This is a genomic window from Colwellia sp. KS18-150 (assembly GCF_057551365.1).
The window spans coordinates 31,715-47,816 of record NZ_BAAJMC010000017.1 but is presented as its reverse complement, the minus strand read 5'-3'; the positions used below and the strand labels follow the sequence as shown (position 1 = coordinate 47,816).

Genomic DNA, 16,102 nt, shown 5'->3' with positions numbered 1-16,102 from the left:
ACAGCGGATATTCATTAAAGGCTCTAATCAAGTAGGGAGGTATTTAAATTAGTTAAACCAATGACTTATGGTTTTTTTACTTTTCATGTATTAAAATTATAAATGTAACCCAATATGTCTAAATGTTAAAAAGTTTACCAAATGGTTATAAATGGTGTTGACGGTGTACGCCGATCCCGTTTAATATCGTAGAGGACAGATCAGGTCACTAGACCCGTTCAAAAAAGTTTACGAGGCAATATAGTCTCGAAACGCTCTTATATAAATAAATAAATAACAACCAATCACAAATGTGATCCAGGGAGTAAACATGTATCAAAATAATAAGCTTACTAAAGCTGTACGCCTAGCTCTTGTAGCTGGTGCAACAACTACAGCCTTAGCAATGCCAAGCACTATGGCTTTTGCCGCTGACGAAGCTGCAGAAGAAAGTGTAGAACGCATCCAAGTAACAGGTTCGCGTATCAAGCGTCAAGAATTGACTGCTGTAACACCAATTATCTCAGTAGATGCACAAGAATTTGCTATCTCTGGTAACTTAAACGTTGAGCAAAAACTTGCTGAGCTACCTTCTACATTACCTGCATTTGGCCCTAGTTCAAATAACCCAGGTGATGGTTCTGCTACGGTTGATTTACGTGGTTTAGGTACTTCTCGTACGTTAGTTATGGTTAACGGTCGTCGTTGGATTCCTGCTCGTCAAGATGGCGTAGTAGATTTAAACACTATCCCAGCTTCACTAATCGAAAACGTAGAAATCATCACTGGTGGTGCTTCTGCTGTATACGGTTCAGATGCTCTTGGTGGTGTTGTTAACTTCAACATGAAAGACGATTTCGAAGGCGTTGAAATCTCAGCTCTTTACGACGTTACTTCTGAAGGCGACGGTGAGAAATACAACTTAGATTTAACAATGGGTGGCAACTTTGCAGATGACAAAGGTAACGCTGTTGTTTACATCGGTTACTCAAAGCGTGAGCCAATTTTCCAAGGCGACCGTGATTTTTCAAAATACGCCTTAACTGAAGGTGATGGCGAGTTAGTACCAGGTGGTTCTTCTGGTATTCCAGGTACTCGTGTTTTCGGTGGTCCTACTTTAGTTGGTGGTGATTTCGATGGCCAAACTTTAGGTCGTTTTAACACTGACGGTAGTGGTAACATCTGGCAAGATCCTCAAGATCGTTTCAACTACGCACCTGATAACTTCTTACAGTTACCTCAAGAGCGTTACACAATGAATGCTTTCTCTCATTACTACATTAATGATGAGACTCGCGTTTATGCTGAAATGTCTTTCGTACACAATGAAGTGCCACAAGAATTAGCTCCTACTCCAGCATTTGTTGGTTCTTTAGAAGTTAACCCTAACAGCGCTTTCTTCGGTCAAGACGTTCAAGATGCAATGAACGCTTTAGTACCTGAATTAGATGACGATGGTGAAGAAACTGGTAACATGATTTCTGCACTAAATGGTGATGGAAACTATGTTTTACCATTTATCGGTCGTCGTATGGTAGAAAATGGCTCACGTCAATCTTTAGATACTCGTGATGCAATGCGTATTTTAGTTGGTGTTGACGGTTACATTAATGACGATTGGTCATACGATGTATACTACAGTCGTTCACAATTAGATCACACTAACTTACTTAACAACGATGTTTCTGAAACACGTTTCCGTCAAGCTATCTTAGTTAATGATGCTGGTACTGAATGTACTGATACTTCAGGTGGTTGTGCACCATTAAACATCTTTGGTGAAGGTAACATTTCACAAGCGGCTATCGACTTCATCAATGTTGGTGCGTCTAACGTAACTAGCATTACTCAAGAAGTATTTATGGCTAACGTTTCAGGTGTTTTACCTGTAACTATTCCAAGTGCTGACGAAGCTATTGGCTTAGTATTTGGTTATGAGAAACGTGATGATGAATCATCTTTCCGTCCAGATACTTTCTTAGCAGCTGGTGACGTATTAGGTTTTAACGCTGGTAATGCAACTGTTGGTGCTTACGGCTCTGATGAGTTATTTGCTGAAGTTTCAATCCCTGTAGTAGCTAATGCTCCTTTCGTTCAAGATTTAAGCCTTTGGGGTGCAGCACGTTATGCTGATTACTCAAACATTGGTAACGTAACGTCATTCGCTGGTGCAATTAACTGGACAATGAACGATATAATCAGTACTCGTATTGGTTATCAACAAGCGGTTCGTGCTCCAAACGTATCTGAGTTATTCTTAGGTCAAACGAATGGTTTCCCTTCAGCAACAGATCCATGTTCTGCTGATGGTTATGTAGCTGGTGTTACAAGTGATGCAGTTTGTATTGCTTCAGGTGTTGCAGCTAACCAAGTTGGTGTATTCGACCAAGCTAACGCTCAAATCGAAGGTATGTTTGGTGGTAACCCAGACCTTAAAGAAGAAACTTCTGATACATTTACTGTTGGTATCGTAGTTGCTCCAATGGAAGGTTTAGATTTCACTTTAGATTACTTTAACATCTCTATTGAAGACTCAATCTCTGTATTAGGTGGTGGTGTAGATAACGTATTAGATATCTGTTACAACCAAATCCAAGATATTGATAGTGCATTCTGTCAAGCGGTTTCTCGTCGTAGCGATAACAACGTTGATGTTGTTAGCGTATTAAACGAAAACATCGCTAAGCTTGAAACAAGCGGTATCGATTTCAACGTTACATATAACCACGAGTTCGATTTTGGTTTTGGTGGTAACGGTTCAGACTTGAACATTCAATTCCGTTCAACTTACTTAGATACTTTCGATGTAACTCCAGTTGTTGGTTTAGATACAGTTAACGAATGTGCTGGTTACTACGGTAACACTTGTGGTACTCCACTTGCTGAATACCAAGCTAACACTCGTGTTAACTGGACTTCAGGTGATATCACTTTATCTGCCTTAATTCGTTACATTGGCGAAGTTGAAGATGATAGCTTATTAGATCCATCTGTATCAGCTGACGATTTAGTTGTTTCAAAAATTGATGCTGAATGGTACTTAGATATTAGTGCTAACTACCACGTAAACGATGCATTATCTGTAAACTTCGGTGTTAATAACGTACTTGATACTGAGCCTACAGCTCTTGGTGACCAACAGTCACAAGCGAACACCTTCCCAGAAGTATACACTGTGTTAGGTCCACGTTTATTCATAAGCGCTACTTACAAGTTTAACTAATCATTCGTTAAACTTTTAAAGTAAAATAATAAATGGTCAACTTAGGTTGGCCATTTTTTATGTGTTTTTTTAATTAAAATCAATGAGAGCTGATGCTTTCTTTGTTATGTTATGCATATTTAATTTGTCTAATAGGTTGAAGAATGAGTAGTGAGCAGAAACTGATCGCAGTGAATCAAGCTTTCGAAGCGATGGATAATCAATTGGGTTTACGCTTATTACGAGAATATGTTGATAATTATCCAAACGATGTAAGCCAACACTATCGATTAGCCTGCGTAGAAGAGCAAGTAGGTAGTATAGATAAGGCAGAGCAAGCATTTGATTATTGTTTGAAGGTTGCACCTAATAAGATGATCATTTATTTATATGCAGGGTACTTTTATCAACAAGCAGGAAAGCATGAGAAAGCATTATCCTTATATTCATTGGGACAAGATTTAGATAATAAATTAGTACATCTATACCGTTATGAAAAAGTAGAGTATGAAACTAAATTACGATCACATGCAGCGGATGTTGCTTTACGAGATCATTTGTCAGCACTTCATATAACAAGTTTAGTATCGAAAGATCAATCATCAATGATACAAAACGCCATATGGCCGCAAAGTCATAATAAAGCCTTTAAGTATTTACATAAACATCAGCAACCACATCTATTTTATATTCCAGATTTACGCGCCCAAGCCACTTTTGATACAAAAACTTTAAGCTGGTGTGAGCTTGTTGAATCTAGTTATTTAAAAGTACGAGGAGAGTTTGCAAACCTAACCGACTTAATACTTGAAGAAGGAGCTCCCTATTTAAGTGATGACTACCAAATGGCCGGCTTTGAGTCTTTATCAGGCTCTAAGAATTGGACTGCTTTGCATATGTATGAAAATGGCATTGCCAATGAAAAATTAATTGCCCAGATGCCGGAAACAGCCAAATTACTAAGTCAAATTCCTCTTTATCATTTAAATGAAAAACCGTATGAGGTTTTCTTTTCACTATTAAAACCCGGTCAACACATTAAGCCTCATTTTGGTTTGTCTAATCATAGCTTAACTGTTCACTTGCCTATTATCGTCCCAGGTAACGGTTATTTACGTGTAGCTGATGAAAAGCATGTGTGGAAGGAAGGGGAGTTGATTGTTTTTGATGACTCTTTTGAACATGAAGCGATAAATAACTCTGATGATATTCGAGTCGTATTGATATTCTCAATTTGGCATCCTGATCTGACATTGATAGAACAACAAGACATTCAAGCTAGCTTTAAAAGAAGAAACACTTGGTTAGAACACAGGACTGATGCTCTTAGCTAACCGGTAGTGAATTTTTATTGATACATACATTCAAAATCATCAGATTATCAAAAGACTAGCGATAAGGTAATTTGCAGATTAATGGTTAAGGTGTTCGCAACAAGTTACTATAAATATCATTAAATTCCTGTAATTGTTTTTGATAGTGACTAGAAAAATTTACCTTGTTAGTATTGATAGCTTGTCGTACCTGTAATTCACTAAAAGTGAAACTTGAAACATTATTTTTATAGAAATTCAGGTATTCTTGCTGCCAAGTTAATTGGCAAAAATCAAACAAGTTTTCAGCAACTTGACTTGGTGTTTGAGTTAACTGTTCATAGTTCACATTTATTACTTGCTCAGGAAATTGCTCTGCCCAAAAGTCCATTAACTTATTAGCTTGATAAATAGCATGAGCAATATGGGGCAATTTAGCAGCATAATTATGCTCTAAAGCGAAAGGGTGTGAAAATATTGATAAAGCTAAATCTTGTGAACTTCTTCGCATCTGAATTATTCTTGCCTGACTAAATATAGATGCTATTGCGCCGATATAACGAAAGTTATGTGGCATTTTATCGACAATGATGTCGGCCGATATAGACGTATATTCGTGATATTTTTTATTGAGAACAGCCGCATTTTTTTCAAAAAATAGTTGCCAGTCATAGTTACTATTTTCTTTATTATTTTTTACATGGTGCTCAATTGAAAATGCGAGAGCTTCACTCTCTCCAACGCTTTCAACCTTAGGGTGCTGAGAGAGAAGGCGATCAACCAAAGTCGTACCAGAGCGAGGCATGCCGACAATAAATATATTCTCAATGCTATTATTTACAATATTTTTACTTGCTGGTTTTTGGTGAGCCAATACTTTACTAAAGGCAGTATTATCACGAATATGACTCTCAGTAATAAATGATGAATTATTTAACTTGAGTAATTCTTCCTGCATTGTATTTGCTTTGACAAAACACTCAAAAGCGTTGCTGAAGTTATCTGTTGCTTCATATGCTTTAGCTAAGGTGAATAGGTTTTGTTGGTTCTGAAAGTTATTAATTAGCTGAGTTACTTGAAGGTGTTTTAATGCTGAAATACAGCAACTATATTGTTTTGCTAGTTCAGATTTTGTTTTCCATGCTAGATAACTTTCAGCGTTAATTGTTAACGCATTATCGGCAGCTTCAATGGCTTTTTCTACATTATTATCTAAACGATATATTCTAGTTTCCAACTCAAAACGAGTAAGGCTTTGGTCGTTAAGTGATATCGCTATCTGAAGCTGTTTTTTTGCATTTGTTGTGTCTCTAGCCATTAAATAGAGATCGGCAAAGTTTAAATAGTTTGAACTGCTCTGCTGACTTAACTTTATAAAAGCAGTAAAAGCCTGAATGGCTTCAGGATATTTTCTTAATTTTGCTAAACAAATAGACAACTGATGCCAATATTCACTCTGCTCTTTTTTCATTTTTGTTAACGCCAACCAAATTGGCTGAGCTTTTTCCCATTGCTCTAATTGCATGTATGAACTAGCAATCATTGCGTTACTTAGTTTTTCAGGTAAAGGAAATAACTGTAGGATACTTATCGTAAGCTGGTAGTTTTTAAGTGAGAATGTAAGTCGAGCGAAAGCAATAACTAAGTTGGTGTCATTTGGTATATGAGGTAATATTTCACTAATAATACTAAGCGCTTTTTTATCTTGTTTAGCCAAGTTTAAGCATAAAGCATAATTAAGTGCGATATCAGCGGCAAAAGGTTCACGCTTTTGAATTTCTTCAAACAATGTTATCGCCTGAGCGAATTCTTTTTGTTGAAAATATAGTGTAGCTAAACCATATATAGCATCGTTACTATCGTACTTTTCTATCAGATTTTGATATTGTGTCTGTGCTAATTTCAACTGACCTTGACGATGGTTAAGTTCAGCAGTTTGAAGCGCATGTTGTAAATTCATAAAAAGCTTTTATCAGTCTTATGTAAAATATATTTTTTGCTATTAATTCGAGCCAGAAACTATACAGCAAAATAGAAATTGTTAAGTAATAATATCAGTAATATTGAGGTTAAATGAATTTAACATTAGCAAAGCAGAAAAATAAATCGCAGTTAGCGCAGCAATATCGTGAAAAAGGTTATGTAAAAGTTACTAATGCCTTGTCAGAAGATACAGTTAAAACAATTCATGATTTTGTTAGTGTACAAAAACAGTGGAATTTAGTTTTTGATCATCAAGGAAAACATCAAGATCTCAATACGCTTGAAGTTGAGCAATGGCCTGTAGATAAAAAACAAGAACTTGAAAGTATTATCTTTGAGCAAGCAAGCAGTAACTTTCAATATTTTTACGAAACCATTCCCGTTTATGATATTCATCTAAATAAGCTGATGGAAGGTCATTTTTTTAACGATATTGTTCGCTTTCTTAACACCGAAGATACACTTGATTTCTTCCGAGAAATACTTGATGCACCACAAATTACTTTTATGGATGCACAAATTACACGCTTCACGGCCGGTCATTTTTTAAATACCCATAATGACGATGTAAATGATAAAAATCGAGTTGCAGCATTAGTCATTAATTTAACTAAAGACTGGCGAGCAGATTGGGGAGGAGCTTTGCATTTTTTGAATGAGAAAAAAGAAATAAAACAAAGCTTTCTACCTTCTTTTAACGAAATCAATATATTTAAAGTGCCACTTGACCACTATGTTGGTTATGTTTCACCATTTGCTACGGGTAAGCGACTATCCATAACATGTTGGTTGAGAAGTGGTGAAAACCCAATAAATAAATAGCAGGATAGTATAGTGACCGTATTAGTAAATGAGATAAATAACCATGAAGAATTACGTCAATCTTTTTCGCAACACGGTATTGTCAGAATTGACAGTTTTCTTCAACAAGAAAGTGCACAATCGTTAAGTGAATATTTATCTAATTCAACAACTTTTGAAAATGCATTTCATCTTGAAGGCTCAAATCGACAAGCCAGTGATACTGAGATTTCTCAGTTACCTGCTGCTAGCCGACAACAGTTATATCAAGCCATATATAAAGATGCAGCTAAAGGCTCAGGGTTTCTTTATGGACGTAACAAAGTAACGGCACAATCACCTAAACAGTTAAGTAATGTTTTATCAGCGTTAAATGATAAAGCCGTGTTAGATTTAATCAAACAGATCACGAGTAAAGATGCTTTAACACATGCAGATGCACAAGCTACACGTTTTAGAGTAGGGGATTTTCTTACCCGTCATATTGACCAAGTTCCTGGTGAAACTAGGCAAATTGCATACGTACTCGGCATGAGTCCATTTTGGCACCCAGATTGGGGAGGACTATTACAGTTTTTTGAACAAAATGGTACGCCAACAAAGTCATGGTCGCCTGCTTTTAATTCCTTAACTCTTTTTGATGTGAGTAAAATTCACTCTGTTACCTCGATAGCACCATTTGCTGAAAAATGCCGCTATTCCATAACTGGTTGGTATAGAAATTAGCCTTTTTATGAATAATTACTCATAAAAACACGAATAAGTTTGACTTACTACGAACAAATTAGTAAAACATGTGCTGGCAAAATATTTATGTCTTGTACAAGATTATTTTGCAAAGAATTAAAACAACGCGATAACTCGTCTTGACAGCATGTTTGTCATTTGGGATTATTGATTGGTTGTATTCAAAAAAGTTACACATATAAAGTTACATAAAAAACGATAGATTTTTATATTTGCGGTAACAAAAATCTTTGTTATCAAAATTTAAATAGCAATTGGTTGGGAACTATGTCCAAAGTAAGTAAGAAAAGCCTAATCGCCACGGCGATGGTAGGCGCACTAGCACTAGCAGGTAGCAATATTGCTGCTGCTGATGCATTAACAGACCTTCAAAAAGCTGAAGCTCAAATATTTAAGCAATCAGCTAAGTCACAAGCGAAAGTCAACACTATCTACGAACAAACGCAAGATCTTCTTGCTGAGTACCGTAACACTGTTGATGAAGCTGACGTTCTTCGTGGTTATAACGACCATGTACAACGTATGGTTGATGACCAAAAAGCCAATATCGCATCATTGCAAAAGCAAATTGATGGTATTGATAAAGTGAAACAAGGTGTTGTACCTCTAATGTACAAAATGATTGATACCTTGGAAAAATTTATCGAGTTAGATGTTCCGATGAATATTGAACGTCGTAAAGAGCGTGTTGCTAATTTACGTGACGTTATGACAAATTCAAACGTAACAACGTCTGAGCAATTTCGTCTAGTGCTTGAAGCATACGAAATCGAAGCGGGTTACGGTACAATTTTTGATGCTTACCAAGCAGAGATGGATTTTGGCGGTACTAAGTTAACTGCTGATTTCGTTCACATGGGACGTATCGCTTTTGTTGCACAGTCTTTAGACGGTAAGCGTTCTTGGTTATGGAATAATCAAAACCGTGCATGGGAAGAATTAGGTGACGAGTATATCAAACCTGTTAAAGATGCAATCGCTATGGCGCGTAAGCAACTTCCAATGGACTTAACTAAATTACCAGTATTTGCAGCAGGAGCAGAATAATGAAGAAAGTTATTAATTTTGTAACCCTAGCAGCAGTAATGACAGCTGGTTTAGTTGCAACGACACAAGCAAATCAGTTAGATGATTTATTGAAACAAGTAAAAGCTGACCGTGTTTCAGAAGCTAAACTTGATAAGAAACGCGAAGCTGAATTTACTTCTGCTCGTGCTGACAAGCAAGCGCTTTTAAACAAAGCTAAAAAAGACTTAGCTGATCAAAATGCTCGTAACAAACGTTTAACTAAAGAATATGCTGCAAATGAAATTACATTAGCGCAAAAAGAAGTTGAACTAGACAATGCTACTGGTACTTTAGGTGAAATGTTCGGTGTTTCACGTGCCGCTGCTGCTGGCGCGTATGGTCAAATCGCTACTTCAATCGTAAGTGCTGAATTCCCTGGTCGTGGCGAAGCGCTTAACCGCATTGCTAACGCTAGAGAAATTCCTGCATTAGAAGATTTAGAAGAGTTATGGTTTGCACTACAAACTGAAATGACACAATCAGGTAAAATTTCAAAGTTCACTACTGAAGTAACTAACCTAGATGGCACTAAGTCAACTGAAACAGTTACTCGTCTTGGTACTTTCAACATTGTATCTGATAACGGTTACTTAACTTACAACGATGAAGTAGGTCAAGTTCAACCTTTACCTAAGCAACCAGCTGGTTACATTTCTGGAACTGCTTCAAGCTTCTTCAACACTTCTTCAGGTTATGCTGGTGTTTTCGTGGATCCTTCACGTGGTGGTATCTTATCACTAGAAACACGTAAGAAAACTTTAGAAGAATTCTTCCATGAAGGTAAAGAAGTTGGTTATGCAATCACTGTTCTTTTAATCATTGGTTGTTTAATTGCACTTGAGCGTTTAATTGTTCTTGGTGGCATGAGCTCTAAAATCAAAGCGCAAGAGAAAAACCTTGATGCGCCAAATGATAACAACCCATTAGGTCGTTTACTTAAAATCTACCATGACAATAAGTCAGTTGATGCTGAAACTTTAGAGCTTAAACTTGATGAAGGTATATTACGTGAAACACCTAAAGTAGACCGTGGCGTTAACTTAATTAAGATGTTCGCTGCTATTGCTCCATTAATGGGTCTATTAGGTACGGTTATCGGTATGATTATGACTTTCCAAACAATTACTTTGTTTGGTACAGGCGACCCGAAAATTATGGCTGGTAATATCTCACTAGCACTAGTTACAACAGCATTAGGTTTGATTTGTGCATTGCCACTTATCCTAATCCACTCAATTGTTGCTGGTAAAGCGAAAAGCGTTTTACAAAAACTAGACGAGCAAAGCGCTGGCTTAATTGCTGCGATTGCTGAGAAGGAGTCTAAATAATGTTATTCCTGATAGAGCTTTGGGAATCTGTCAGGGGTTTTATTGCGACTGGCGGTAACGTGCTTTACGTTGTTGCCTTTGCACTCTTATTGATGTGGATTATGATGATAGAACGCTATTGGTTTTTATCTTCAGTTTATCCACCAATGAAAGACGATATCGTCTCTCGTTGGGATGCACGCACAGACACTACGTCTTGGTATGCACATCGAATTAGAGAGACTTGGATTTCCGAAGCAAACGAGCTGCTTGAACAGCGCATGATTACCATCAGAACATTAGTGGCAATGTGTCCGTTAATTGGTTTGTTGGGAACAGTAACCGGTATGATTGGTGTGTTTGAAACAATGGCACAACAAGGTACAGGTAACCCGCGTTTAATGGCCGCAGGTATATCGCAAGCAACTATCCCGACTATGGCGGGTATGGTAGCAGCATTATCTGGCGTGTTTTTTAGTTCAAGACTTGATGCTCAAGTTAAACTAGCCAAGGCTAAACTGGTTGACAGTTTACCTCATCACTAGAGAGATATTTTCATGGCACGTAAAAAGATTCGTGAGGACGAAGAAGCGGTAATTGATATGACACCGATGCTTGACATCGTATTTATCATGCTGATCTTCTTCATCGTAACCACTTCTTTTGTAAAAGAAGCAGGTATTGAAGTAAATAAACCTAAAGCGGCACAACAAACTAAACAGAAAAACGCTAACATCTTTGTTGCAATCAAAGATAACGGTGAAATCTGGTTAGATAAAGGCCGTGTTGACGTCGAACGTGTTGGTGCAAGGATTGAAAAATTACTTGCTGAACAACCTACTGATGTTGTTATTATCCAAGCTGACAAAGATGCCAAACATGGTGTTGTTGTTAAAGTAATGGATGCAATTAAAGAAGCAGGAAGTGGTCTTAGAATCTCAATTGCTGCAGCGAAGGGGTAGAATATGGGACGCTTTTTAGTATCAATACTACTAGGCGCTGCAGTTACCTTTGGTTTATTTGCTTTTATGGCTTTCCTTGTTTCATCAGGTGATAGAAACAAGGACGAGGCGCAAGAGAATATAATCGTAGAAGTAAATACTACGCCACCAAAGTCTGCTGCAGAGACACGTCGTCGTGTTCCGCCGCCACCACCTCCGCCGCCTAAAGCGCCACCTAAGCAAGCTCCACCAGAGCCTGAAGCTAGTAATGACACGGGTGGTTTACAGTTTAACATGCCAGGTGTTCAATTATCTGGTGCGTCAACTGGGTTATCTGCGCCGGGTGCTGGTTTTGGTCGTGACGGTGATGCAACACCAATTGTTCGAATAGAGCCTAAGTACCCTATTCAAGCAGCTCGTGACGGTAAAGAAGGTTGGGTTAAACTTTCATTTACTATCAATGAAATTGGTGGTGTTGAAGACGTTAAAGTTATTGAAGCAAAACCTAAGCGTATATTTGACAAAGAAGCCAAACGTGCTCTTAGAAAGTGGAAGTATAAGCCAAAAGTTGTTGATGGTAAGCCATTAAGACAACCAGGTTTAACGGTCCAGTTAGACTTTAAAATGGACGGAGGGAAGTAGTTATGCTTAAACAATTTACCCTTAAGGGTTCTTCTTTAAAGAAAGTTTCAACGTCGTTAGTTGTTGTTGCTTCACTTTTAGTAGCTCAAGTACCTGTTGCAGATTATGCAATGGCTGCTGCTGCGAAAGAAGAAAAGAAAAAACGTCCTACACAGTTAGTTGGTCCATCTGTTGGTAAAAAAGTACAAAAGGCTTTTGAAGCCTATACTGCTGATGATATCGATGGTGCTTTAGTTATTTTAAAAGATATTGAAGCTAAGAAAGATTACGATAAAGCCTATGTTGCACGCTTTATTGCAGTTATGTACGCCACTAAAGGTAATGAAGAGCAAGAAGCTATAAAATACTTAAAGCAAGCTGTTGGTCCTGACATCTTAAATGAAGTTGATCATGGCGAAGCTTTAAAACTTCTAGCTGACTTGCAAATGCAAACCAAAGACTACAAAAATGCATTGAAAAACTATTATGCGTGGATGGAGTTTACCGGTAAAGATGATGGTAATACTTGGGTGAAAATCGCTCAAGCTAATTATGAGCTAAAACAATTAGACAAAATGATTGTTCCAGCTGATAAAGCCATTGCTGCATTTGGTGATAAGCCTAATCAAAACCCTTATGTATTAAAGCTAACTTCGTACTATGAACGTAAAATGTACAAAGAAGCTATTAATGTATTGGAAACGGTTATTTTAATTTTCCCTGATAAGAAAACTTGGTGGACACAATTACCAATGTTTTATTTGTTAGTCGAAGATTATCCTAAGGCTGTACAGACTCTTGATCTCGCTTACAAGCAAGGTTTCCTAGACAAAGAATCTCAGATTAAAACTCTAGCAAACTTATACTCTACTTCAGAAGCTCCTTATAAAGCAGCTATGTTGTTAGAGAAGCATATTGCTTCAGGCCTAGTTAAACGTGATGAGAATAATATTTCATCTTTAGCTAACGCCTGGCACGCAGCACAACACGTTGGTACTGCTGCTAAGTATTATGGTGAACTTGCTAAGCTAACTAATGATTCTAAGCATTATCGTAAACAAGGTATGTTGCTTAAACAAGATGAGCAATTTACTAAAGCGATTCCTGCATTACAAAAAGCGTTAGATCTAGGTGTTAAAAATGAAGGCCGTATATACATGAGTATTGCAGAGTCTTATTTTTACTTAGAAAAATACAAGCAAGCGTATGCAGCTATCAATAAAGCGATGCAAGATCCTAAAGCGCGTAAAGCCGCTAAAGGTTGGAAAGGCTTTATTGCTGACACAGCTAGACGTAAGAACGTGAAAATTTAAGCAATTAATTTTTACCTCATGACGTATCATCTTAAAAACCAGCTTAATTGCTGGTTTTTTTATGTCTAAAAGAATTAATTTAGTTTCAATTAATTGAAATTTTATTTAATACTTGATGGTCTATGTAAAAAGTCATATAACTAATAGTGATACTTAAATAAGTTTTGCTTAGAAGCACTGGCTAAATTTATCGTAGTAAAAGTATTAACAATTTAAATAATAAGGGAAACAAGTCATGAATTTACTTAAAAAATCAGGTTTAGCTGCAGTATTCGGTTTAGTCGCATTTTCAATTTTTGCTAGCAATGTTGCTAAAGCTGAAACTAATCCATTTGCAAGCCAAGGTGTAGTAACTATTGAGAAGCAAGATGAAAAAGCTAAATGTGGCGAAGGTAAGTGTGGTGAAGGCAAAGCCAAAGCTAAATGTGGCGAAGGCAAGTGTGGTGAAGGTAAAGCCAAAAAAGCTAAATGTGGCGAAGGCAAATGCGGAGAAGGCAAAGCTAAAGCTAAATGTGGCGAAGGCAAATGCGGAGAAGGCAAAGCTAAAGCTAAATGTGGCGAAGGCAAATGCGGAGAAGGCAAAGCTAAAGCTAAATGTGGCGAAGGCAAATGCGGTGAAGGAAAAGCCAAAAAAGCTAAGTGTGGCGAAGGCAAATGTGGCGAAGGTAAAACTAAAAAGTGTGGTGGTTAATCTACTAGCTTAATAAGTTTATAAAAAAAACGAGCTGCTTAGCTCGTTTTTTGTTTTAGTACAGGATTTAAACTTTAGGTTTGCCAATATAGTAATAGACAGTCCAGCTTTTACTAAATACGCTATCTAGTGGCACAAAATGGGCTGAAATACTTGCTTTGCTGCTATCGCTAGTAAACGTTATTTTTTTACCGTCATCGTTAATTCTGGGCTCTTCTTTAGCCTGCCATTCATCACTCAAACATTGTTTAGTAATATCTATTGCGCTTTGGTAATACTCAACAGCAGTTTCTTCACTATTTGAAGAGATATTACAGGCATATGTGGTATGTTCTCCACCCCACGACCATATATGGCAATTCTCGCCAACAAGGTTATATTTGGCTTTCCAGGTGTTGCTAGCCTTAGCTTTGATCTTTGTTAATTTAATTTGTTCAAAGCCATTATCATAAGCATTAATGAGTGCTGAAATTTTTGGGCAAGGATTCGTAACCGGAGCTAGGTTTTTTTGAGCAATGGTATTCTGGTTTACACATGCGCTAAGTAAAGTCGTTGCTAACACTAAGGTTAGTTTATTTAGGTTCTTAATCAAAATAGCTTCCTGCTACTATGGGAGATTGATGGTTGAAATGATACAAAATTATCGGTGATTTTAATAGTCCTTAAAAACTGTTAAAATTGGCTACCTGTAAAATATTATTTTTATCTCTATTAGGAATTCTTTTGAACAACAGCGATGTAATACGCCGACTGCGTTACACTTTTAATTATAATGACAAACAAATGATGGCAATTTTTGCTTCAGCAAATCTGACGGTAACTCGTGAGTTAGTTAGCCAGTGGCTAAAAAAAGATAATGATCAAGATTTTGTCAGTTGTTCAGATAAACAGTTAGCGAGTTTTCTCAATGGTTTTATTAATGAAAAACGTGGGAAAAAAGATGGCCCACAAGCTGTAGCTGAGTCAAGATTAACTAATAACATTATTTTAACTAAGTTAAAAATTGCGCTTAACTTAAAAGCTGAAGAGCTATTAGCTTTACTTGAGAGTGTAGACTTTCGCTTAAGTAAACCTGAGCTTACTGCATTTTCTCGTAAGCCAGAGCATAAAAATTATCGAGAATGTAAAGATCAAGTGTTGCGTAATTTATTACAAGCCATTGATAAGAAGTACCACGTTGCTCGAACCGTTAAGTTTACAAAAGATAACGCTAAAACTGATGCCAAAACGAGCCATCAAATCAAAGGTAAAGGAAAAAGCAGTTATCAAGGCAAAGCAAAAAGTAGTGAGCCTCAAGTTGATGGAGCTAGACCCAATGCTAGTGCAATCTATGTTAACCCTAATTCCAATAAATCGAACAAAGATAAGCCAGCCCGTAAAACTTTAAAGCTTAAGCCTGAAGATATCTACAAGCAGCCTAATAAGTAAAATTACGTACCGATAAGTTAATTAATTTAACTTTGATATGCATCAATATACTCTCACTCTCTATTGTTATTATTTACTATTAGTCATTTTATTTTACCGACTTGTATTTATACCAAACGGATTAACTCTTACTAAATGATCAGTTAATTAGTCCGGTTGGTATTTATCAATAAGAGAGAGGTTGTTATGAACTTAAATCAACACAATGAATCCATTAATCAATCAAAGCCTATCGTCTATTCTTGCTCTGGTTGCTCTAATTTAGCACAAATGGCTCATAACATTTCATTAAACCTAGATGTAGATGGCATTGCTGAAATGTCGTGTATTTCTGGGGTTATAGGGCAGGTTAAGCCTATTAAGGCGCTAGCGATATCCGGTCGTCCAATTATCGCAATTGATGGTTGTGAATTGTCGTGTACTAAGTCGTGCCTTGAGGGGAGTGGTTTACATGCAGATTATTATTATCGGATCAGTGATTTAGGTTTTGAAAAGCGCAGCAAATGGGATGATTCACTTACTGAAAATACTATTGCGATGAAAACTATCTACGATAAGTTGTTTCAAGAAGGTATAGGTTTTACTGCTTAAAGTTATTGAATTTAAGTTTTCTCCTATTCGTTTCTGATCAGTTTACCTTTATCCGTTTTGATATAATTGTTCTTATCACAGCCCTCAAAATCGATAATTGAGGGCTTATTACAACGT

15 protein-coding genes are annotated in these 16,102 nt (G+C 37.0%); 13 read left to right on the top strand and 2 right to left on the bottom strand.

Annotated elements, in window-relative coordinates; all coding sequences use genetic code 11:
- Window positions 1-310: 310 nt before the first annotated feature.
- A complete protein-coding gene (locus AC27IF_RS16050) occupies window positions 311-3,202 on the top strand; it encodes a TonB-dependent receptor domain-containing protein (protein ID WP_487055352.1) in 2,892 nt (963 codons plus the stop codon).
- Window positions 3,203-3,345: 143 nt separating this feature from the next.
- The gene (locus AC27IF_RS16045) at window positions 3,346-4,515 is read left to right on the top strand and encodes an aspartyl/asparaginyl beta-hydroxylase domain-containing protein (protein WP_487055351.1); all 1,170 of its coding nucleotides are present in this window, start codon (window positions 3,346-3,348) and stop codon (window positions 4,513-4,515) included.
- 85 nt (window positions 4,516-4,600) lie between these two features.
- On the opposite strand, the gene AC27IF_RS16040 is transcribed toward AC27IF_RS16045, so the two are convergent.
- Window positions 4,601-6,454 carry a sulfotransferase gene (locus AC27IF_RS16040; protein WP_487055350.1) on the bottom strand — a complete coding sequence of 618 codons (1,854 nt, stop codon included), beginning with the start codon at window positions 6,452-6,454 and terminating at the stop codon, window positions 4,601-4,603.
- Between the two features lie 113 nt (window positions 6,455-6,567).
- Between AC27IF_RS16040 and AC27IF_RS16035 the strand changes: the two genes are divergently transcribed.
- The 9 genes from AC27IF_RS16035 to AC27IF_RS15995 all read left to right on the top strand — a co-directional run bounded on the left by AC27IF_RS16035 (window position 6,568) and on the right by AC27IF_RS15995 (window position 13,966).
- The gene (locus AC27IF_RS16035; protein WP_487055349.1) at window positions 6,568-7,299 is read left to right on the top strand and encodes a 2OG-Fe(II) oxygenase; all 732 of its coding nucleotides are present in this window, start codon (window positions 6,568-6,570) and stop codon (window positions 7,297-7,299) included.
- Window positions 7,300-7,311: 12 nt separating this feature from the next.
- Window positions 7,312-8,004: a 2OG-Fe(II) oxygenase gene (locus AC27IF_RS16030; protein WP_487055348.1), complete on the top strand. Its 693-nt coding sequence runs from the start codon at window positions 7,312-7,314 to the stop codon at window positions 8,002-8,004.
- Window positions 8,005-8,292: 288 nt separating this feature from the next.
- Window positions 8,293-9,072, top strand: a complete 780-nt coding sequence (locus AC27IF_RS16025) for a DUF3450 domain-containing protein (protein ID WP_487055347.1) — start codon at window positions 8,293-8,295, stop codon at window positions 9,070-9,072.
- On the top strand, window positions 9,072-10,421 hold the full coding sequence (locus tag AC27IF_RS16020; protein WP_487055346.1) for a MotA/TolQ/ExbB proton channel family protein: 1,350 nt from the start codon (window positions 9,072-9,074) through the stop codon (window positions 10,419-10,421). Before AC27IF_RS16025 ends, AC27IF_RS16020 begins: the two co-directional genes overlap by 1 nt.
- Window positions 10,421-10,945: a MotA/TolQ/ExbB proton channel family protein gene (locus AC27IF_RS16015; protein WP_487055345.1), complete on the top strand. Its 525-nt coding sequence runs from the start codon at window positions 10,421-10,423 to the stop codon at window positions 10,943-10,945. Before AC27IF_RS16020 ends, AC27IF_RS16015 begins: the two co-directional genes overlap by 1 nt.
- Window positions 10,946-10,957: 12 nt before the next feature.
- On the top strand, window positions 10,958-11,362 hold the full coding sequence (locus tag AC27IF_RS16010) for an ExbD/TolR family protein (RefSeq protein ID WP_487055344.1): 405 nt from the start codon (window positions 10,958-10,960) through the stop codon (window positions 11,360-11,362).
- 3 nt (window positions 11,363-11,365) lie between these two features.
- Window positions 11,366-11,983: an energy transducer TonB gene (locus AC27IF_RS16005; RefSeq protein ID WP_487055343.1), complete on the top strand. Its 618-nt coding sequence runs from the start codon at window positions 11,366-11,368 to the stop codon at window positions 11,981-11,983.
- A 2-nt stretch (window positions 11,984-11,985) separates the two neighbouring features.
- Window positions 11,986-13,275, top strand: coding sequence for a tetratricopeptide repeat protein (locus AC27IF_RS16000; RefSeq protein WP_487055342.1), 1,290 nt, complete (start codon window positions 11,986-11,988; stop codon window positions 13,273-13,275).
- 235 nt (window positions 13,276-13,510) lie between these two features.
- Window positions 13,511-13,966 carry an HvfA family oxazolone/thioamide-modified RiPP metallophore gene (locus AC27IF_RS15995; protein WP_487055341.1) on the top strand — a complete coding sequence of 152 codons (456 nt, stop codon included), beginning with the start codon at window positions 13,511-13,513 and terminating at the stop codon, window positions 13,964-13,966.
- Window positions 13,967-14,033: 67 nt separating this feature from the next.
- Here AC27IF_RS15995 and AC27IF_RS15990 read toward each other — a convergent pair whose 3' ends face one another.
- Complete coding sequence (locus AC27IF_RS15990) at window positions 14,034-14,558, bottom strand: hypothetical protein (RefSeq protein WP_487055340.1); 525 nt, start codon at window positions 14,556-14,558, stop codon at window positions 14,034-14,036.
- A 131-nt stretch (window positions 14,559-14,689) separates the two neighbouring features.
- Here AC27IF_RS15990 and AC27IF_RS15985 point away from each other — a divergent pair, with 131 nt between their 5' ends.
- Both AC27IF_RS15985 and AC27IF_RS15980 read left to right on the top strand, forming a co-directional pair.
- Window positions 14,690-15,394: a YehS family protein gene (locus tag AC27IF_RS15985; RefSeq protein WP_487055339.1), complete on the top strand. Its 705-nt coding sequence runs from the start codon at window positions 14,690-14,692 to the stop codon at window positions 15,392-15,394.
- 186 nt (window positions 15,395-15,580) lie between these two features.
- Window positions 15,581-15,985: a putative zinc-binding protein gene (locus AC27IF_RS15980; RefSeq protein WP_487055338.1), complete on the top strand. Its 405-nt coding sequence runs from the start codon at window positions 15,581-15,583 to the stop codon at window positions 15,983-15,985.
- The last annotated feature ends 117 nt before the right edge of the window (window positions 15,986-16,102 follow it).

Coding starts and splice junctions, on each gene's coding strand:
- AC27IF_RS16050 (WP_487055352.1), top strand. CDS start 311: ATGTATCAAAATAATAAGCTTACTAAAGCTGTACGCCTAGCTCTTGTA.
- AC27IF_RS16045 (WP_487055351.1), top strand. CDS start 3,346: ATGAGTAGTGAGCAGAAACTGATCGCAGTGAATCAAGCTTTCGAAGCG.
- AC27IF_RS16040 (WP_487055350.1), bottom strand. CDS start 6,454: ATGAATTTACAACATGCGCTTCAAACTGCTGAACTTAACCATCGTCAA.
- AC27IF_RS16035 (WP_487055349.1), top strand. CDS start 6,568: ATGAATTTAACATTAGCAAAGCAGAAAAATAAATCGCAGTTAGCGCAG.
- AC27IF_RS16025 (WP_487055347.1), top strand. CDS start 8,293: ATGTCCAAAGTAAGTAAGAAAAGCCTAATCGCCACGGCGATGGTAGGC.
- AC27IF_RS16020 (WP_487055346.1), top strand. CDS start 9,072: ATGAAGAAAGTTATTAATTTTGTAACCCTAGCAGCAGTAATGACAGCT.
- AC27IF_RS16015 (WP_487055345.1), top strand. CDS start 10,421: ATGTTATTCCTGATAGAGCTTTGGGAATCTGTCAGGGGTTTTATTGCG.
- AC27IF_RS16010 (WP_487055344.1), top strand. CDS start 10,958: ATGGCACGTAAAAAGATTCGTGAGGACGAAGAAGCGGTAATTGATATG.
- AC27IF_RS16005 (WP_487055343.1), top strand. CDS start 11,366: ATGGGACGCTTTTTAGTATCAATACTACTAGGCGCTGCAGTTACCTTT.
- AC27IF_RS16000 (WP_487055342.1), top strand. CDS start 11,986: ATGCTTAAACAATTTACCCTTAAGGGTTCTTCTTTAAAGAAAGTTTCA.
- AC27IF_RS15995 (WP_487055341.1), top strand. CDS start 13,511: ATGAATTTACTTAAAAAATCAGGTTTAGCTGCAGTATTCGGTTTAGTC.
- AC27IF_RS15980 (WP_487055338.1), top strand. CDS start 15,581: ATGAACTTAAATCAACACAATGAATCCATTAATCAATCAAAGCCTATC.